This is a genomic window from Glutamicibacter sp. TV12E, assembly GCF_052441935.1.
Taxonomy (GTDB): domain Bacteria; phylum Actinomycetota; class Actinomycetes; order Actinomycetales; family Micrococcaceae; genus Glutamicibacter.
Genome location: NZ_JBQVVF010000001.1, coordinates 61,681 through 79,454 on the forward strand (window position 1 = coordinate 61,681; position 17,774 = coordinate 79,454).

18 protein-coding genes are annotated in these 17,774 nt (G+C 62.9%); all 18 read right to left on the minus strand.

The window, feature by feature from the left end:
* Positions 1-18: 18 nt before the first annotated feature.
* Entirely contained in the window at positions 19-243 is a 225-nt protein-coding gene (locus ACT7DV_RS00270; RefSeq protein WP_444660380.1) for a DUF3046 domain-containing protein, read from the minus strand.
* Positions 244-354: 111 nt separating this feature from the next.
* On the minus strand, positions 355-768 hold the full coding sequence (locus ACT7DV_RS00275) for a helix-turn-helix domain-containing protein (protein WP_444660381.1): 414 nt from the start codon (positions 766-768) through the stop codon (positions 355-357).
* A 195-nt stretch (positions 769-963) separates the two neighbouring features.
* Positions 964-1,449, minus strand: a complete 486-nt coding sequence (locus ACT7DV_RS00280; protein ID WP_444660382.1) for a CinA family protein — start codon at positions 1,447-1,449, stop codon at positions 964-966.
* Positions 1,450-1,459: 10 nt separating this feature from the next.
* A complete protein-coding gene (pgsA, locus tag ACT7DV_RS00285; RefSeq protein ID WP_060701131.1) occupies positions 1,460-2,062 on the minus strand; it encodes a CDP-diacylglycerol--glycerol-3-phosphate 3-phosphatidyltransferase in 603 nt (200 codons plus the stop codon).
* Positions 2,063-2,067: 5 nt separating this feature from the next.
* Positions 2,068-5,064 (minus strand): DNA translocase FtsK 4TM domain-containing protein, encoded by a 2,997-nt coding sequence (locus ACT7DV_RS00290; RefSeq protein ID WP_444660383.1) that lies wholly within the window; start codon positions 5,062-5,064, stop codon positions 2,068-2,070.
* 99 nt (positions 5,065-5,163) lie between these two features.
* Positions 5,164-5,415, minus strand: a complete 252-nt coding sequence (locus tag ACT7DV_RS00295) for a hypothetical protein (protein ID WP_444660384.1) — start codon at positions 5,413-5,415, stop codon at positions 5,164-5,166.
* 175 nt (positions 5,416-5,590) lie between these two features.
* Positions 5,591-6,991, minus strand: a complete 1,401-nt coding sequence (gene mtr, locus ACT7DV_RS00300; protein WP_444660385.1) for a mycothione reductase — start codon at positions 6,989-6,991, stop codon at positions 5,591-5,593.
* Between the two features lie 76 nt (positions 6,992-7,067).
* Entirely contained in the window at positions 7,068-7,865 is a 798-nt protein-coding gene (locus tag ACT7DV_RS00305; RefSeq protein ID WP_444660386.1) for an ABC transporter ATP-binding protein, read from the minus strand.
* Between the two features lie 28 nt (positions 7,866-7,893).
* Positions 7,894-9,000 carry a FecCD family ABC transporter permease gene (locus ACT7DV_RS00310; RefSeq protein WP_444660387.1) on the minus strand — a complete coding sequence of 369 codons (1,107 nt, stop codon included), beginning with the start codon at positions 8,998-9,000 and terminating at the stop codon, positions 7,894-7,896.
* Positions 8,997-10,259: an MFS transporter gene (locus ACT7DV_RS00315; RefSeq protein ID WP_444660388.1), complete on the minus strand. Its 1,263-nt coding sequence runs from the start codon at positions 10,257-10,259 to the stop codon at positions 8,997-8,999. The genes ACT7DV_RS00310 and ACT7DV_RS00315 overlap by 4 nt, the downstream gene beginning before the upstream one ends.
* A complete protein-coding gene (locus ACT7DV_RS00320; RefSeq protein ID WP_444660389.1) occupies positions 10,256-11,551 on the minus strand; it encodes an opine metallophore biosynthesis dehydrogenase in 1,296 nt (431 codons plus the stop codon). Before ACT7DV_RS00320 ends, ACT7DV_RS00315 begins: the two co-directional genes overlap by 4 nt.
* 3 nt (positions 11,552-11,554) lie before the next feature.
* Positions 11,555-12,391, minus strand: coding sequence for an SAM-dependent methyltransferase (locus ACT7DV_RS00325; protein WP_444660390.1), 837 nt, complete (start codon positions 12,389-12,391; stop codon positions 11,555-11,557).
* A complete protein-coding gene (locus ACT7DV_RS00330) occupies positions 12,384-13,298 on the minus strand; it encodes a hypothetical protein (RefSeq protein WP_444660391.1) in 915 nt (304 codons plus the stop codon). Before ACT7DV_RS00330 ends, ACT7DV_RS00325 begins: the two co-directional genes overlap by 8 nt.
* Positions 13,295-14,236, minus strand: coding sequence for an ABC transporter substrate-binding protein (locus ACT7DV_RS00335; protein WP_444660392.1), 942 nt, complete (start codon positions 14,234-14,236; stop codon positions 13,295-13,297). The genes ACT7DV_RS00330 and ACT7DV_RS00335 overlap by 4 nt, the downstream gene beginning before the upstream one ends.
* A 328-nt stretch (positions 14,237-14,564) precedes the next feature.
* Positions 14,565-15,467: an ABC transporter substrate-binding protein gene (locus tag ACT7DV_RS00340; RefSeq protein ID WP_444660393.1), complete on the minus strand. Its 903-nt coding sequence runs from the start codon at positions 15,465-15,467 to the stop codon at positions 14,565-14,567.
* Positions 15,464-16,195: an ABC transporter permease gene (locus ACT7DV_RS00345; RefSeq protein WP_444660394.1), complete on the minus strand. Its 732-nt coding sequence runs from the start codon at positions 16,193-16,195 to the stop codon at positions 15,464-15,466. Before ACT7DV_RS00345 ends, ACT7DV_RS00340 begins: the two co-directional genes overlap by 4 nt.
* Positions 16,192-16,878 carry an ABC transporter permease gene (locus ACT7DV_RS00350; RefSeq protein ID WP_444660395.1) on the minus strand — a complete coding sequence of 229 codons (687 nt, stop codon included), beginning with the start codon at positions 16,876-16,878 and terminating at the stop codon, positions 16,192-16,194. The genes ACT7DV_RS00345 and ACT7DV_RS00350 overlap by 4 nt, the downstream gene beginning before the upstream one ends.
* Positions 16,875-17,702 carry an ABC transporter ATP-binding protein gene (locus ACT7DV_RS00355; protein WP_444660396.1) on the minus strand — a complete coding sequence of 276 codons (828 nt, stop codon included), beginning with the start codon at positions 17,700-17,702 and terminating at the stop codon, positions 16,875-16,877. Before ACT7DV_RS00355 ends, ACT7DV_RS00350 begins: the two co-directional genes overlap by 4 nt.
* Between the last annotated feature and the right edge of the window lie 72 nt (positions 17,703-17,774).

Below are 17,774 nucleotides of genomic sequence, written 5' to 3' on the forward strand. Positions count from 1 at the left end.
CATTCTCGAATTCGGCGGTCAGGAATCCTTGGGTTCGATATCCACGCCGAGCCAACGTTCAGCTGGAACGTCCTGGGCGCGGCACAGCGCCTCCCAGATTTGCTTGGGCTTGACGCCCTTGTTCAATGCTTCGGCAGGGGTGAGGCTGCCAAGTTCGGTCAAAGCCATGGAGTCGGCCAGGACGTGGGAGTACCGCGGCCCGAACTCGGCTTCCATATTGCGCCAGAAATCGCTGATTTTCACCTGATTATTCTCCCATGACATAGGCAAGGAGCCCACGCGATGAGCGTGGGCTCCTTGTTCGGCCCCGGCCAACTCGATTACTGAGCCGCGGAAACCATAAGATTTTTTGACTTAGACGGAAGCCAGCGGCTTTCCGGCGCTTTTCTCAGCGAACTCGTTGGCCATATCCGTTGGCACGGTATCAGGGATGGCGATACCTTCAGCCAGCGCTACTCGTTCGGAGACTTCACGCAACATGAGGGACAGTGGAATTTCCAGCGCCACGCAGATCGAGGAAAGCAGCTCCGAGGAGGCTTCCTTCTGACCGCGTTCAACTTCGGAAAGGTAACCGAGGGAAACTCGGGCGCTATGTGAAACCTCGCGAAGGGTGCGTCCCTGGCGCTGACGGACGTCACGCAGAACATCGCCGATTTCATGACGGAGTACTACCATTTTGTGCTCCTCCTTCTCGGGCTGGACCGTATGGGCTTCTCCCGTATCGCGCCAACGGACAACACCATTGACAGTAACGGGTTGCTTGACCATAAATTTAGCCTTTGCTCCTAGGTCCATCTCGAAGATCTGTTTAATACGGGGGCCAACCTTGCGGCCCTGTAATTCGTACAACGGCGGGTCATACGATTTTGTTCCCCGATCCTCAGCCTAATCTGAAAAATGCGACGCTCGCCACATGAAGCATGATTTTTGCGTAATATCTCGGGAGAACTAGTCTTGCGCGTCTTACTGTGAAGAAGCTTTATCCAGGATGGCAGCCAACTGTTGAAGTGCCGCATGGGTGCTTTGTTCACGGATCTGGGCGCGATCGCCCACAAAGTGGTGCACCGTGGACCCCGACTCGGCACCGCGGGCCCAGCCAATGTACACCGTGCCGACCGGCTTGCCATCGTGGGCCTCCGGTCCCGCCACTCCCGTTGCCGACACGGCCAGGTCCGCACCGCAGGCTTGCAGCGCGCCCACCGCCATCTGCCGAGCCACCTCGGGGTCAACCGAGCCCCGGGCATCGAGCAATTGCGCATCCACCTTGAGCAGCCCTCGTTTCACGTCAGAGGAATAGCTCACGACTCCCCCGCGCAATACGGCCGAGGCCCCGGGCACTTCAGCCAAGCGCGCGGCGATCATGCCGGCGGTGAGGGATTCTGCCGTGGCCAGCTGGACGCCTTGTCCAATGGCCGCGGCGATGACGGCGGGAGCCTGGGATTTCATCATGCGCCGCGCCCTACTTCTGCTTCTTGGCGCTTGCGACCAGCTGGCCGGCCTTGATGAGGTATTCAACGCCCGTCACCACGGTCACGGCCACGGTCAGCAGCATCAGGTACCAGGCAACAGCGTGCAGCCATTCGATGGTGTGGGTGTATGGAAGCAGGTACAGGCCAATGACCACCGACTGCAGGACGGTCTTGATTTTGCCGCCCATGTTCGCGGCGATCACGCCATAGCGGATCACCACCACGCGCAGCAGCGTAATGCCCCATTCGCGAACCAGGATCACGATGGTCACCCACCACGGAAGCTCCGCCAAGATGGAGAAGCATACAAGGGCCGAGCCGGTGAGCAGCTTGTCCGCAATCGGGTCGGCGATCTTGCCGAAGTTGGTGATCAGCCCGCGGCTGCGGGCCAGGTCCCCGTCGAGCTTGTCGGTGTACATGGCCAGGACAAACAGCACCAGGGCAACCCAGCGCCACAGCCCCTGCTGCGAGCCATCGGCCAGCAGCGCCCAGACGAAGAAGGGCACCATGATGATGCGAATGCACGTGAGCACATTGGCGATGTTCAGTGTCGGAACCGGTGGCTGGGCGCCGTGGCCAGCTTGCTCGCTCATGGGTTCTAGTTTCTTCCTGTCAGGTCCCAGGCGTCTTCGCCCGGTTCGTCGGAGCCGTCAAAGTAGTCAACGGCTTGCGGGCGATCATCCAGGTCCCTGGCCACCAGGTCTTCGGCGTATTCCGCCACTGGATCAGCGTGGTTCACGTTGGCTTCGGCCACCAGGGCCGCTTCGGTGGCCGATGGCGCGGTGGTCGCCGGGTCATCGCCGCGCATCGCGGCCAGAACCATTGGCAGGTCATCGGGCTGGATGAGCACGTCGCGGGCCTTGGATCCCTCGGAAGGGCCCACCACTCCGCGCGATTCCATCAAGTCCATCAGGCGTCCGGCCTTGGCGAAGCCAACACGCAGCTTGCGCTGCAGCATCGAGGTGGAACCGAACTGGCTGGTGACCACCAATTCGGTGGCCTGCAACAGCAGGTCCAGATCGTCTCCGATATCCTCGTCGATCTGCTTCTTCTTTTCGGCGGCCGGAATCACGTCTTCGCGGTACTCCGGTGCCAGCTGCGTCTTGACGTGCTCGACCACGCGCTGGATCTCGGATTCGGTGACCCAAGCGCCCTGCACGCGCATCGGCTTGGAGGTGCCCATGGGCAGGAACAGCGCGTCACCCTGGCCCAGCAGCTTCTCGGCGCCGGGCTGGTCCAGCACCACGCGGGAGTCGGTGACCGAGGAGGTGGCGAAGGCCATGCGCGAAGGCACGTTGGCCTTGATCAGGCCGGTGACCACGTCCACGGATGGACGCTGGGTGGCCAGCACCAGGTGGATGCCGGCGGCACGGGCCAGCTGGGTGATGCGAACGATCGACTCTTCCACATCGCGCGGCGCGACCATCATCAAATCGGCGAGCTCGTCCACGATCACCAGCAGGTACGGGTAGGGCTTGAGCACCCTCTGGGAGCCCTCCGGCGGGTGGACCTTGCCGGCCTTCACAGCCTTGTTGAAGTCGTCGATGTGCTTGTAGCCGAAGTTGGCCAGATCGTCGTAGCGGGTGTCCATTTCCCGGACCACCCAGCCCAGTGCCTCGGCGGCCTTCTTCGGGTTGGTGATGATCGGGGTGATCAGGTGCGGCACGCCCTCGTAGGCGGTCAGCTCCACGCGCTTGGGGTCAACCATGACCATGCGTACTTCATCGGGGGTGGCGCGCATCAGGATCGAGGTGATCATCGAGTTCACGAACGAGGACTTGCCGGCGCCGGTGGCGCCTGCCACCAGCAGGTGCGGCATCTTGGCGAGGTTGGCAACCACAAAGCCGCCTTCGACGTCCTTGCCGACGCCCATCACCATGGGGTGCTCGGTCTTGCGGGCGTTGTTGCTGCGCAGCACGTCGCCCAGGGCAACAACTTCCTTGTCGGTATTCGGAATTTCGATGCCGATGGCGGATTTGCCGGGGATCGGCGAAAGGATGCGCACGTCGGAGGAAGCCACCGCGTAGGAGATGTTCTTGGCCAGCGCGGTGACCTTCTCCACCTTGGTGCCTGGCGACAGCTCGATTTCGTAGCGGGTCACCGTCGGCCCGCGGGAGAAGCCGGTCACCTGGGCGTCGACCTTGAACTGCTGCAGGGTGTTGGTCAGCGCGTCGACCACTACCTGGTTGGCCTCGGAAGCTTCCTTGGCCGGCGGGCCGGCAGGAAGGTAGCCGTCTTCTGGCAGGGTGTAGGTGACATCGCCGGAAAGCTGCAGCTGCTCGCTGCGCGCCGGGATCGGCGCCTGCGGGCTGGCCGAAAGGCCTGCGGCGCGTGAGGAAACCTGGTCCATGGCGGACGTGGTTGCCTCCGGCTCGGCCTTCAAACCGATATTGGCCATGATCTCGGCCATTTCGCTTTCGGCCTTGGTGGGGCGCTTCACCCCGGGAGGCGGGCCGGCGGGCGCGGGCCTCGACGCGGCAGGCATTGCCTGGGTGGCGGCTTCGACTGCATCGTGGTCCTCGAAGTTCGGACGCGCGATGGCCTGGGTGGCGGCTTCATCGGCATCAAAGATCTTGCCGGAGTTGCGATTGCTCACCGGCAGCGACGTGGTCGAGGCCTCGGAGAATTCTTCGGGCTCGATGACGGCCTTGTCGTAGGCGACGTCCCCCGGGCGCTCGGCGCTTTCGCTTCCGTCCACGTCGTAGACTTCGGTCACCTGGCGGGCCGCGGCAGCGCGGCGTTCGAAGAATCCCGGCTTCTTCTTTTTTGGTGCAGGGGCAACCGGCTCGTCCTCCGGGTAGAGGTAGGACTGGTCGTGTTCTTCACGGCTTGGATCCAGTTCGGCCTGGGCCGTGTGGCGTGCCGGCTTGGCCGCATCGGGATCCTGGCCCAGCAGGCGGTTGTAGCCCGCGCGGATCCGCTGCGGAATCTGGGTAAATGGCGTTGCGGTGACAATCAAGAGGGACATGAATGCCAGGAAGATGAACACGGCCATGGCGCCGGGGACCGTGATCAGCAAGCCCAGTGGCGTTCCGAGGATGGAGCCGGCCATTCCGCCGGCGGTCCACAACAGCTCGAAGTCATCGGTGACCGCTGGCGAGCCTTGTGCCAGCGAGGCAATGGATGAGCCGGAGAGCGTCATGATCAGCAGGCCAATGCCGATGCGGTTATTGGCGGTGACTTCTTCCGGGTAGCGGAAGAGCCGGAAGGCCCCGATGAACAAGATGACCGGCAGGAGCACGGCCATGAAGCCCAAGGTGCCGCCAGCTACGGCGTGCACGCCCTGTCCAAACCAGCCCGATTCGCGCAACCCCCACCATTCGATGATGGCCACGGTAATCGAGATCAGGGCAAGGAAAAGTCCTGTGCCGTCGCGGCGCAGTTCGTAGTCAGGGCTCACCGTTCCGCCGATTCGGCGGAAGGCGCCACCAAAAATCCGGGCAATGCCCATCCATACGCTGCGCAGGGCACGTAAGGGCAGGGCGAGTTCCTGTTCCGGATTCTCGGGCGTTTTCTTGGACGACGAAGAGCTGGACGCCTTGGGTTTACGCGTCGCCGGCTTCTTCGTCCCCTGAGACTGAGTACGTGGGGCCATAGTTCTAGGGTATCGCCAACAGCTGTATGCGCCCCGAATTTACACGTCTGCACGGGGTTTGGCAGGAGCTAGAGATGGATCACGTGAAAGGCAGGCAAGCTATTTCGAGTAGTCGATCATCAGGGTGTAGCCTCCCGCGCTTTTCAGGCAGGCATGGCCGCTGACTTCATAGCCGGAAGCCCTGAAGGCGTGGATCGTGGCGGTTTCCATTTTTGTGCAGGTACCGGCACTGGCCACTTCCTGGGTGTAGGTCTTGCCGCTGGCCTGGGCTGCCGGCATGGCGCCCGCCCCCAGCGCCATGGCCAGGATGCCGGCCGCGGCAGATGCGGCAAGATGGCTCTTCAACTTCATTTTTCCTCCTTGCTCTGCTTTAGATTCGGCGTTGCAGCCCCGGCCCCTGCTGCCGCAATGGCCACCGGCGCAACCTGCCTCCAGCCACCGATCCGGGAGCGCCGTGGCCGCACGCATCCCACCGATTGCGCCAGGTGGCCAGGGCCGATCTGCACGTGCACGCAATGAATTGCGCTTAGGAGAAGTCCAGTCCGAGCAATGCGTTTTCGGTGACCTCCGGCAGCGCCGGGTGGATCCAGTACTGGTTGCTGGCCACCTCCCTCACATCCAGATCGAAGGCCATGACGGTAATCATCTGCTGGATCAGCGTGGAAGCCTGCGGCCCCATGTAGTGGGCGCCGAGCAGCTTGCCGGTCTTCTTGTCGGCGATGAGCTTGGCGATGCCGCTGCGATCTTCCATGGCCCAGCCATAGGCCACATCGGCATACTTCTGCACCTTGACGGTGATCTCGTGCCCTGCCTCGCGGGCCTCTTCCTCGGTCATCCCGACATAGGCGATTTGCGGATGGGTGAAGACCGCGGCGGGAACATGCTCATGGGGCATCTTCTTCATGTTCTGCGGGTTCAGCAGGTTGTGACGCACCGCGCGCATTTCCGCGTTGGCAACGTGCTTGAGCAGGTATGGGGAGGAAATGTCGCCCAGCGCCCACACGCCCGTCGCCGAGGTGGACCGCCCGAATTCGTCAACGCTGATGCGCCCGTCCGTGGACTCGATGCCGGCAAGATCCAAGTCCAGTTCATCGCCGTTGGGAATGCGCCCGGTGGCCACCAGCAGGACTTCTGCGCTGATCTCGGACCCGTCATCGAGCGTCACGGTGACTTCTTTGCCCTGCTGGCTGGCTCCGGCAATGTTCCGTCCCTGATGCACGTCGTAGCGCTGGGCGGCAAGCTCATTGAAGGGTTCGCGCAGGTCGGCATCCAGGTGCCGAAGCAGTTCCGAGCGGGCGATGATGCTCACCTTGGTGCCCAGGGCCTCGAAGACATGGGCAAATTCCATGGCGATATAGCCGCCGCCAACGATCACCATGGATTTTGGCTGCCGGGCCAAGCGCATGATGTCTTCATTGGTGTGGAAGTGAACCCCGGACTGGGCGATCACCTCGGGGATGAAGGGACGCGAGCCTGCCGCCAGAACGATCTGGTCGGCGCTGATGGTCTTGGCCGCCGTGCCCTGGCCGGTGCGCAGCGTGCGTTCGGCAACGAACCGGGCATGCTGGTCATACACGTCGATATTCGGAGTCCTTTCACCCCTGCGGTACTCTTCCCCGCCTTGGGCGATCAAATCGATCCGCTGGTCGAATACGCGATTGACGAGGCCCGGCCAATCCACGGAATTCACCTGGGCGTCGATGCCCAAGCGTGAAGACTCCCGTGCTTCCAAGGCCGTGTCGGCCGCGTAGACATACATCTTGGTCGGGATGCAGCCCACGTTCAGGCAGGTGCCGCCAAAGGCCCCCTTTTCGATAATGGCAATGGACTTGTCATCGAACTCAGGTCCCGGAATCGAATTGCCCGAGCCGGTGCCGAGGATGATCAGGTCGTAGTGCTTGTCTACCGCATCCACATTGGAAGCCATGTTGTCAGGTCCCTTTCACGGTCTTGGCTTGGGACGGCAGGTCCTGGCCCTGCACGCTCCACCTACCGGGAGGCTATCATCTGGCGGCCCGCGCACCCGCATCGTGCAGCTGCGGCTCGTCGGCGATGCTGAAGACCAATTGCAGGCAGCCATGCACGTCCATCGGCTCGGCGCGAATGCCGTAGACATCCAGCAGCCGCTGCGCGGTGAGCACCTCTCGCGGGGTTCCGGCGGCGAGCGCTTGGCCGTCCTTGAGGATCACCAGCTTGTCGCAATACCGGGCGGCGAGGTTCAGGTCGTGGAGCACCACCACGGTGGTGACCCCCAATTGCCCGACCAGGCGCAGCAGTTCGTGCTGATAGCGGATGTCCAGGTGATTGGTTGGCTCATCGAGCAGCAAGTGATCGGCCTGCTGGGCCAGGGTCCGGGCCACCAGCACCCGCTGCTTCTCGCCGCCCGAGAGGGTGGCGTAGCGGCGGTTGGCCAGGTCCCGGGCGCCGACCCGGGACAAGGCGGCCGCCACCGCTTGGTGGTCTTCGCGGGTGAAGGCGGCCAACGCCCTGCGCTGCGGGGCCCGGCCGAGCAGCACCATGTCAGCGACGCTGACCGGCAGATCCGAGGGCGATTCCTGGGCGACCACGGCCACCCGGCGGGCCAGCCGGTTTCCGCGCAGCTCGCTGATCGGTTCATGGTCCAAGCTGACCAGCCCGGTTCGCGGGGGCAGAGCCCCGTACAGCGTGCGCAGGAACGTGGACTTGCCGCTGCCGTTGGGGCCGATCAGGCCGACCACTTCGCCGTGGTCCGCCTGCAGGTCGACCCCGCGAACCACCAGCTGGCCCCCGTAGCCGGCGGAAACGTCAGTAGCTGTAATCATGATCTTGCCTTTCGAAGATGGCGGTGTCTCATTGGGCGGGGTTCAGCTTGCGCACCAGCATGAAGAGCAATGGCGCGCCGAGCAGCGCGGTGACAATTCCCAGGGGCAGCTCCTGCGGCGCCAAAGCGGTCCTGGCCAGGACGTCGGCCCAGAGCAGGAACAGCGCGCCCAGCAGAGCTGCCGCCGGAAGCAACTGGCGGTGGGTCGAGCCGACGCACAGCCGGGCGACGTGCGGGATGATCAGCCCCACGAAGCCGATGCCCCCGGAGGCCGCCACCAGCGCACCGACGCACAGCGCGGTCACGATCATCACCGCCGCCCGCAGTTTCGCCGGCTTGATCCCCAGTGTCTGGGCGGTGGCATCGCCGATGGCCAGGGCGTCCATCGGCCGGGACCAGTACATGAGGCATCCCAGCGTGCCCAGCACCACCAGCCACGTGACCAGGGCCGATTGGCCGGTGGCCTGGGCCAGCGACCCCAAGGTCCAGAACAGCACCGATCGGCCCGCATTGGGATCATCGGAAGCAAAAATCAGCAGCGAGGTCAGCGCATGCAGGACATATCCGACCGAGACACCTGCCAGAACCAGCCGCGTGGAGGTCATCTGCGAGCCGACCCGCGCCAGCAGGAACACCGCGATGCCGGCGGCCAGGGCGCCGGCAAAGGCGCTGGTGGCCAGCGAAGCCGTGCCGATCCCCGCGGTGGCGCCGAAGAGGATCGAGGCCGCAGACAGGGTGGAGGCGCCCGAGGTCACCCCGAGCAGATAGGGCTCGGCCAGGATATTGCGGGTCAGGGCCTGCAGCGCCACCCCGGCGAGCGCCAGGCCGGCGCCCACGGCCGCTCCCAGCAGCACCCGGGGCACGCGCAAGAGCAGCACAATGGATTGCTCCGAGGAGCTCCAGTCCCCTGCCTCCGGGCCGGCCCCGACGTGCTGCCCGAGGATCTGCAGCACCGTTCCAGGCTCGATGGAGACCGGCCCGAGCCCCACCGCAATGGGCATGGTCAGCAGCAGGGCCGCCAGCAGGCCGGCACTCCAGATCCAGGCGTGCCGGGTGCGTTGATCATGTTCCAGGTCGTCGCCGGAGAAAACCAGGGGCTCGAAGCCGGGGCGCTCGCGAGTTGGAATGTGCGTCATGGCTGTTGCTCCTGGATCTGGCCGGTGGTTCTGGCAGGAACGGCCAGTGCGGCGCCAAGGGCCAACAGGGTCAAGGCGCCGAGCACGGCGGCTGCGCCCAGGTACCCGGCGGCGGCCAGCGCGGCCCCGGAGGCGGCCGTGCCCAGGAACAGCCCCAGGCTCATGCCCGCGGCGTTCATGCCCAGCGCGGTGCCGCGCACCTGGGTGCACCGGGCCACAAGCAAGGTTGTCACCGCGGCCGAGACCACGGCATGGCTGGCCGATAGCAGCGCGGTGCACAACAGGGCCAGCGGCAGCGCCGGTGCCAGGTAGACCCCGAGCAGGGCAGCCAAGGCGGTGCCGAGGCAGATGGCCATCACCGAGCGGGTGCGCTGTTCGGACTCTTCGGCGTTGAGCATCCTTCCGGCCAGCAAGTGGCCCAGGAAAAACGCCCCACCGCTTACCGACCAGGCAAAGGCGAACTCGCTGGCGGTCAGCTGGAACTTGTCGGCGTACAGCGGCGCGAGGAATGCCAAGTGCCCCATCAACGCTCCGGCCCGGCCGAAGGAAACCAGCAGCAGGGCCCGCGCCCCGGGCACCGCGCCCAAGGCCCGGAAGGCCGCGATATAGCCCATTCGCCCCGCCTGCCCGGATCCGCTGCCTGCGGCGTCTTCGGTGCCGGCGGCATGGGCGCGGCCGTAGCGCACCACCGCGGGGATGAGCACGAGGCTCAACACCGCGATCGCGATCAGGTTCCCCTGCCACCCCCACCACAGGGCCGGGAGCACCAGCAGCGGCGCTCCGAGCGTGGAGGCCAAGGTCTGCGCTGTCATCACCAAAGTGGCCGCGCGCCCCGCGGCAGGGGTCGTGCCGAACCGGTCAGCTGCGGCGGTGGACAGCGCCGGGTAGAGCAGGGCATTGGATATGCCGGTGGCCAGGCAGAAGGCCGCCAATGCTGCCAGCCCGGAGAAAGTGCCCAGCACCGCGGCGACCCCCATGAGCCCCAGTGCGGCGGCGGCCACGGTGCCCGGGGCGATGCGGCCGATCAACGGGGCGGCAGCCACGCCCGCCAGCACCGCGCCCACCCCGGCCAGGCCGCGCAGGGTGCCGGTTTCGGCCACTCCTGCTCCGGCCCAATCCGCGATCGGCACCAGGAAGGTGCTGAGCACGGTGAAGGGCAGCAGCCCCAGCGCCGAGGCCAGCAGCGCCGGCCAGATTTCGGCGATGATCCGGCGCTCGCTGGGCAGCGGCTGCGTGGAATTCATTTCTGCTTGCTTCATGCCGCGCTCCTTGACGGGGAGCCGATCATGTCCACATGCTCGGAGAAATCCTCGACGCTGAACTGTGGCGAACACGGCTGTGGCTCCAGCTGCCGCGCCGCGTGTTCCAGTGCCCGCTCGTAGGATCCGAGCAACTGGTCGATCATCGGGCAGGGCACCGCGTATTTTCGCGCCAGGCCCTGGATGATCTTGGTCCGGTAGTAATCCTCCTTGGGCATCCGCGGGATGTCCCACTGGCCGTGGTCGTTGACGAAGATCGGACGGAAGGCGATGGCGGAGAAGTCGAAGTAGCTCCCGTGCTCGTCGGGCTGCGAGTAGGGGTCGATCAGCAACGACGCGTAGCGGACGTAGAGCAGGTATTCCTGTTCTGCTGCCGGGAGCTTGTCAAAATTGGCTGCCGCCTGCGGGGTGATGCTCTCGGGACGCACCGGGTATCCGTCCTCCAGCATGAACTGCAGCAAATTGACGCCTTGGCCGCCCAGTGCCCCGATGATGGCGTTCAGCTCCCGCCAGGCCTCGGCCATGGCGTGGATCAGGGCGGGGGTAACCGGGCCTTCGGGAAAGAGCTTGTAGACGTATTTGGGGACCGGTCCCGGGGAGAATACCGCTTGCAGCGCCACCTCGTTCATGAACAGTGCCGGGTGCACATACAGGGACATATTGCGGGCTTCAGCTTCCACCGGCGTGCTGGCAGCTTGCACAGCAGTACCTGCGGCTTCCAGTACTGCGGCCAGCCGGTCCGCCGCGGGGCTCTGGATCCTTGTGGTCCCAAGATGGATCCGCTTTTTCACTCCCGCGGTGAGCACCTCGATTCCGCTGGTCCCGGCAATCTGGCGGCTATCGCCCAAATAGCTTGAGCAGCTGATGACTTCCGGATGCGCTCCCCTGCGCCGGGCATATTCGCCCACGAGCTTGGCCGAGCCAAGGGTGGGCGAGAGCAGCACAATCCTTTTCATGGCGGACAAGGTTTCCTCGGGCAGCGCGCGAAGCACCGGCAGGTAGGCATCGGCGGACACGGCCATCACCAAGGTGTCCCAGCACGGGCGCACCCGGTGGTATCCGAGGTAGCGATGCGCCAGGCTCGCTTGGCCCGCCAGCGCACGATGGGCCGGGTTCTGCACCTGGGCCTGCACTTGCTTGCCGTTGTGCTCCACGCTGGTGAAGAATTCGGCGGCCCGTGTCGAATCGCGGCCGGCGATTCCCAGTTCACCGGGCAATTGCGCGAGCAGCACCGCGCTCTGCACCGCAACTGGCCCGGTGCCGGCAATGAGGATATTTCCCAGTTCATCCATGGGCTAGTTGCCTTTCCTGTGGGGGCGCTGCTTGGAGTACAGCGCGATATCGAATATCTGTAGCGGCTGCTCAATGGTTTCGGCCAATTTCCAGCGCTGCGCATCCACCGGTTCCTTGGGATAGTTGAACAGCGATTTCAGGCCGTCTCCGTAGCGCATGGCCACCACCACGTCGTCGCGGGTCAATGGGTGCATCCGGTGCAGCATCTGGTACTTTGCCTGCACCGTGGAGCTGATGACCACATGAGTTGCCTCGCGCAAGAATTCCAGGTCTTCAATCGGCTCGCAGCTCAGCGTGATCTTCAGGTCGCCGCCCAGCAGCTGAACTACTTGGCGGCCAAGGTCAAGTGCTTCCGGATCTATATCGATGCCTGCTGTCCTGGCCCCGGTGCGCGAGGCAAGATTCAGCAGGGTCATGGGGAAGGATCCTGAGCCGATCAGCAGGACCTTTGACTGGGCCTTCGGAGCGACCGCCCCGAACTCTTCATCGATGCATGATTCGATGTTGGCGAAATAGCCGTCGGCCCCGGTCTTCCCGTTGAGCAGATGCAGTGCCCGGTACTTCTCGAGGATCGCAACGCACCGGGCGGATTGGGCGCGCAATTGCTCTACCAGCATGCTCCCGGACTCGGTGGCTGCCAGCTGGGCATATCCCGGTTCATTGCCCGGATCGGTGATCAAGGCCGAGTATGCGCCCAGCAGTGCTTCCAGGCCTTCTGCCTGGTGCGTGGAGCCGTCGTAGTGGTGGGCGGCTTCGGTGAATTTGCCGAGATAGCCATGCAGCGTTGCGGACAGCGGTTGCCGCACGGCGTCGGTGGTGGCAAGCGGGAAATCAGTCATGGATATATGCCGTTCCTTGGGCGACGATTTGGATGTCGGTGCTGATCCACAGATCAGTGATGGCGGCCTTGCTGCAACGCGCCTTGACGTGCATGGTGCCACCGGGTTGCTTGATCTCAGCTGCAATATCGCTTCCGGCTTTTGCCGCCAGGTAGGCGCCGAGCGCAGCCGTTCCCGATCCGCAGCTGCTTTCCCAGACCAGGCTGCCCAGCGCCGGGACATTCACCAACGGGGCCAGCTCGCCCCGGCTGGGGTCGTAGAGCATGATTCCGATGACTGATGCGCCCTGGGTGCTTTCCAGGTCCAGCGCCAATCTTCGCGCCCGGAGGCGTTCAGCAGGATCCGATGCTTGGCATTCGATGATCAGGTGCACGGCGTCGGGATACCGGACTAATGCGCAGCCGGCAGCTCCGGAGAGCGGGTACGGTTCAATCTGCTGCGGCAGGGGCAATTGCAGTTGGCATCGGTACCCCGCTTCCAGCCGTTCGGCTGTGGAATGGAGCGGTTGTTCTGCACCGGAAGTTTCAATGCGCAGGCTCAGCTCGCCGCTCTCGGTGCTGGTCGCCGCATGCAATGCCGCTAGCGACATGCAGGCGTTGGCGCAAAGTTCGCCCCCGGCCATGTGCAGCCGGGTTTGGGCGGAGGGGGCACGAGGCGGAAGAACAAACCCGACTTGCTCAGCATGGACATGCTCGGTGCGCATCAGCTGGCGAGCTATCGATGGGTAATGGCTTTTCGCATGGCGGCTGGTCACCAGGACGGTGGTATTCGATGCCGGGCTCAACTTCACGAATTCAATTGGCCGTGCCCCGTGGACCAGTTCCTGGCTTGGACGGCGAGGCCGGGCATACGCGGATCGATGCCGCGCAATCCCGGCTGATCGAGGGCGCAAATCAGCGCGGGTCATCGCTGGGCCAGCTGCTTTGCCATGATTTCAACGCCATCCACGGCCAGCGGCCCCGGCGAGGAATAGTAGTAGTTCAACGGCACGATAGCGTCTTTGTCCTGGACCGCAGGCAGTCCTTTCAGCTCAGCGCGATGGCCGACTTCGTCAAGCACTTGCTGATCTGTTTCCAGGCCGGAGGACCCTGTTGGCAGGTACATGGCGAAGAGCTTGTCGGCGTCGCTGTCCACGAGTTCTTCGTTGGAGGGTTCGAAGTAGCGTTTCGGCACGTCGCTGAAGACGTTTTGCATGCCCAGCAGATCCAGCTGCTCATCGATCAACGACTCATGTCCGTAGGATCCCAGTGCCCCCGAGGTCGGGACGTACAGCGGAAGCCCGCGTTGCCCGTCTTGCCCTTTGACGCCGCGTGCTGCCGCAGCTACGCGATCGCGCATCTGGTCGACTGATTCCTTGGCCATCTCTTCGGTGCCGAAAAGCTGGCCGTAGGATTCCACATCCTTGTAGATCTGCTCGAAGCCGCTGAGGCCTCCGGTCGAACGGTCCTCGAATCCGGCGCAATAGCCGCTGACGGTGAGCATCTTGACGCCGGCGCTTTCCAGGCGCTCGGCCAGCGAATTCAGATCGACTCCGGCAGCAATATCCGTCCCAATCACTACATCGGCTCCGGAATTCAGGATCATTTCATAGGAGACATCATGGGAATCCTCGGTGATCCGCTCGGCATTCTCGACGATTGCCCTGGTCTGCTCGTCGAACGGGACGTTCAGGCTTCCCGCGTAATGCGTGAGCTTGTCGCCAGCCCCGGCGGCCATGAGCAAGGAAGGCGCTTCTGAGCCGACGGCCAAGACGTGGGAGGGCGCCTTGTCGAATTCGACAGTCCTGCCGCAGCTATCCAGCGTGATGTTCTCCGTGCCGGTGCTGGTGCCAGTGCTTGCGGGCATGGTGCCCGATCCTCCGGCCGGACTGCTGCAGCCAGTGGCAAAGGCCAAGACCACAGCGGGCATCGCCAGCATCCATGGACTCATTCTCTTCATTGATCAGTGCTCCGTTCATTGCAGGCCATCTATCAGCACCGGATTTCGGCACCAATCCGACCAACAAACCTAAACACTAATGCGAATCATTATCATTAGTCAAAACAAGCAGGCCTTGGTCCAGGTAGCAATGAAAGAATTCCGCAGCCGGATACGGGAAACGGCCGCCATGCCAAGATTTCTCTTGTCATGGCGGCCGTTCGCGCAGTAAGCCGCTAGTTGGACGGGCTACGAGTCAGAGCCCTTCAGAAGCCAACCACGCCTTGGCAATGTCGGCCGCTGATTTCTTCTCAACAGTGCTTTGCACGTTCAAGTCGATCAGGTCCTGGGCCGAAAGCTTCTCGCTGACCGGGTTCAAGACCTCCCCCAGCGTCGAGGACTGATCCGCTGTCACCACCGGCACCACGTTGGACGCGAGGAAGAGCGACTTGGGATCCTCGAGAACTACGAGATCTTCGGTCTTGATGCGCGGATCCGCGGTGAACACGTTGGCCACGTTGACCGTTCCTGCAACAAGATCTTCCACCGTGGTGTCTCCTGTTGCCGAGAAATCGGCCTTCACCCCGTAGGTGCTCTCCAGGCCCTTGGGCCCGTATGGGCGCTCGGCCAGTTCAGGTGGTCCGCCAAGGGTCAGCTGGTCCTCGACACGTGCGAGATCTTCGATGCTCTTGAGATCATTGTCCTGGGCAAATTTGCGGGTGACCGTGTAGGAGTCCTGGTCCGAAGCTTCAGCCTCGTCCAAGACAGCCAGTGATCCTGGAAGCTGTTTCTCGAGCTCATTGTAGACATCGGCAGATGAGCGGGCCTCGGTGTCTTCCATGAAGAACTGCAGCAGATTGCCCGTGTACTCAGGGAAGACGTTGATGCTTCCATTCTCCAACTGGGGCATGTACGCGTCACGCTGTCCGATGTTGAACTGCCGTTCAACGTCCAGGCCGGAATTCTCCAGGGCCTGCGCGTAAATTTCAGCGACGATCTCGTTCGAATAGTAGGCCTGCGATCCTACAACGACTTTCCCCGATCCCGACTGCTCGGAACTGCTCTGCGCAGCTAGTGGGTCCGAGCTGGAGCAACCGGCCAAGGCCAGAGTCCCTGCTGCAGCCACCGCTGCCACCCGTGTTGCCTGTTTTAATCTCATGTCAGTTCCTTATCTTGTACTTGCAAGCGACCAGCATCTTGATTTTTTGGTGTTGTTCTTTGGGAGCCCAATCCACGGGGAACCGCAGCTTTCTGCGCGAGAGCCAGCAGCAAATCGAGTAATAGCGCCAGGACCGCAACCATCACGGCGCCGCCGAGCACCATGTCGAAGCGCCGCAGATTCAATCCCGTGATAATCGGAAGTCCAAGTCCACCAAGATTTACATATGCGGCGATGGTCACCGTAGCAACGACTTGCAAGGCAGCTGCCCGGATCCCTCCGACCAGCAATGAAAGCCCCAAAGGGATCTCAACCTTCAACAAGATTTGCCATTCAGTCATTCCCATGGACCGGGCCGCATCAACGGTTTTGCGATCAATGGCTTCAAAACCGGTGTAGGCGCCGGCAAGAAGCGAAGGAATTGCGAGCACCACGAAGGCCACGAGCGCGGCTTCCGGCTTATGCGTGACTCCGAAAAGCAGCACCAGCAAAATCAGCAAGCCGAAAGAAGGCACTGCACGGGCGATGCCAGCAGCGGCCACCGCAATTTCGCGCCCCTTGCCGGTGTGGCCAATGGCCCAACCGGCGGGGATGGCGATGATTCCGGCAATGGCCACGGACAGCAAGGTGAAGAGCAAATGCTGTCCCAGCAGTACCTGAAGCCCTGCTTTGCCTTCCCATTGCCCTGGAGCAACAAGCCATCTGAACGCTTCAACAAGCAAGTTCACGAGGACACCGCCTCACTGCTGCCCGCAGCGCCGCGGGCCTTTTGCTTTCGGTCTTTCTGGCTCCACGGCATGAGCCAGCGGCCCAGCAGAACAAGCAATATGTCGACGGCTAACGCAATGAGCGCCACGGCCAACAGCCCTGAAAACACCTCAGCGATGATGCGTCGCTGCAGGCCATTGGTGAACAAGTAACCCAGGTTGGTGACACCAACCAGAATCCCGACCGTGGCCAGCGAGATCGTGCTGACCGCTGTCACCCTCAAGCCCGCCAGGATTACCGGCCCAGCCAATGGCAGGTCAACGGCAAAAAACCGGCGGGCGCTGCCGTACCCCATGGCTGTGGCAGCAGAACGCGCTGCAGAATCAACTGAATCCAGGCCGTCAACGACTGTGCGCACCATAATCGCTACCGCATAGATGCTCAAGGCGACAATCAAGTTGGCTTCACTAATGGCGCTCATGCCGGAGATCACCGGAAGAATCATCAGCAATGCCAGCGAGGGAATGGTGTAGAGCAAACCGGTCAGCGTGACCAATGGACCGCCCACGAGCTTATAGCGCCAGGCGATCCAGCCCAAGGGAATGGACAGCGCAAACCCGATCATGATCGCGATCAGCGATTGGCGCAGATGCTCAAGGGACAACGAGGCAATCAGTGCCAGGTTTTCTGAAATCCAGGTCATGGATGGGCCCTGTCTTCGACGAGTCGGCCTTGGGTCTTGCCCTGGGCATCGACCAGCACCGGCCCTTGGGCTGTCTGCTTGACGCTCAGCGCCCTGGACCCGCGCTCGGCGCCGATGAAGGATGCGACAAAGTCATTGGCGGGATTTTCGATGATTTCGCTCGGGCTTCCCACCTGGAGCTTCTGGGCACCGGCAGCCAGGATGACAACTTGGTCCCCCAGCAAGAATGCTTCGTCGATATCGTGGGTGACAAATACGATCGTCTTGTCCAGTTCTTTCTGCAATCTCAGCAGCTCAGTTTGCAGTTCTGCGCGGACGATCGGATCCACCGCTCCAAAGGGCTCATCCATGAGCAAGATATTGGGGTCCGAAGCCAAGCCCCGGGCGACTCCAACGCGTTGCTGCTGGCCACCAGATAGCTGGTGCGGGTATCTGTCGGCCATGGTATCGGAGAGTCCAACGGTATCCATCAATTCCAGCGCCCTGCGGCGAGAGGACTTCCTTGGCTCCCCCATCAGCCGGGGAACGGTTGCGATATTCTCTGCCACGGTGAAGTGCGGAAGCAGTCCCGAATTCTGCATGACGTATCCGATGCTGCGTCGCAGCTCCACAGCGTTCTTCTCCGAAATGTCCTCGCCGTCGATGCGCACCGAACCCGAGCTGGGGTCCACCATCCGGTTGATCATCCGCAGCAAGGTCGTCTTGCCGCAGCCGGAGGACCCGACAAAAACGGTTGAAGTATGGGCCGGGATCTTCAGGCTGAAGTCGCTGACCGCAACGGTGCCATCAGGGTAGTGCTTGGAAATATTTTCGAATTCGATCACTTCTCGACTCCTCAAGACGTCTCTGAAGTCATTCTGCCCCATCGAAGTACTTCCCGGTACACGGCACAGGCT

Coding starts and splice junctions, on each gene's coding strand:
- ACT7DV_RS00275 (WP_444660381.1), bottom strand. CDS start 768: ATGGTCAAGCAACCCGTTACTGTCAATGGTGTTGTCCGTTGGCGCGAT.
- ACT7DV_RS00280 (WP_444660382.1), bottom strand. CDS start 1,449: ATGATGAAATCCCAGGCTCCCGCCGTCATCGCCGCGGCCATTGGACAA.
- pgsA (WP_060701131.1), bottom strand. CDS start 2,062: ATGAGCGAGCAAGCTGGCCACGGCGCCCAGCCACCGGTTCCGACACTG.
- ACT7DV_RS00290 (WP_444660383.1), bottom strand. CDS start 5,064: ATGGCCCCACGTACTCAGTCTCAGGGGACGAAGAAGCCGGCGACGCGT.
- ACT7DV_RS00295 (WP_444660384.1), bottom strand. CDS start 5,415: ATGAAGTTGAAGAGCCATCTTGCCGCATCTGCCGCGGCCGGCATCCTG.
- mtr (WP_444660385.1), bottom strand. CDS start 6,991: ATGGCTTCCAATGTGGATGCGGTAGACAAGCACTACGACCTGATCATC.
- ACT7DV_RS00305 (WP_444660386.1), bottom strand. CDS start 7,865: ATGATTACAGCTACTGACGTTTCCGCCGGCTACGGGGGCCAGCTGGTG.
- ACT7DV_RS00310 (WP_444660387.1), bottom strand. CDS start 9,000: ATGACGCACATTCCAACTCGCGAGCGCCCCGGCTTCGAGCCCCTGGTT.
- ACT7DV_RS00315 (WP_444660388.1), bottom strand. CDS start 10,259: ATGAAGCAAGCAGAAATGAATTCCACGCAGCCGCTGCCCAGCGAGCGC.
- ACT7DV_RS00320 (WP_444660389.1), bottom strand. CDS start 11,551: ATGGATGAACTGGGAAATATCCTCATTGCCGGCACCGGGCCAGTTGCG.
- ACT7DV_RS00325 (WP_444660390.1), bottom strand. CDS start 12,391: ATGACTGATTTCCCGCTTGCCACCACCGACGCCGTGCGGCAACCGCTG.
- ACT7DV_RS00330 (WP_444660391.1), bottom strand. CDS start 13,298: ATGACCCGCGCTGATTTGCGCCCTCGATCAGCCGGGATTGCGCGGCAT.
- ACT7DV_RS00335 (WP_444660392.1), bottom strand. CDS start 14,236: ATGCCCGCAAGCACTGGCACCAGCACCGGCACGGAGAACATCACGCTG.
- ACT7DV_RS00340 (WP_444660393.1), bottom strand. CDS start 15,467: ATGAGATTAAAACAGGCAACACGGGTGGCAGCGGTGGCTGCAGCAGGG.
- ACT7DV_RS00350 (WP_444660395.1), bottom strand. CDS start 16,878: ATGACCTGGATTTCAGAAAACCTGGCACTGATTGCCTCGTTGTCCCTT.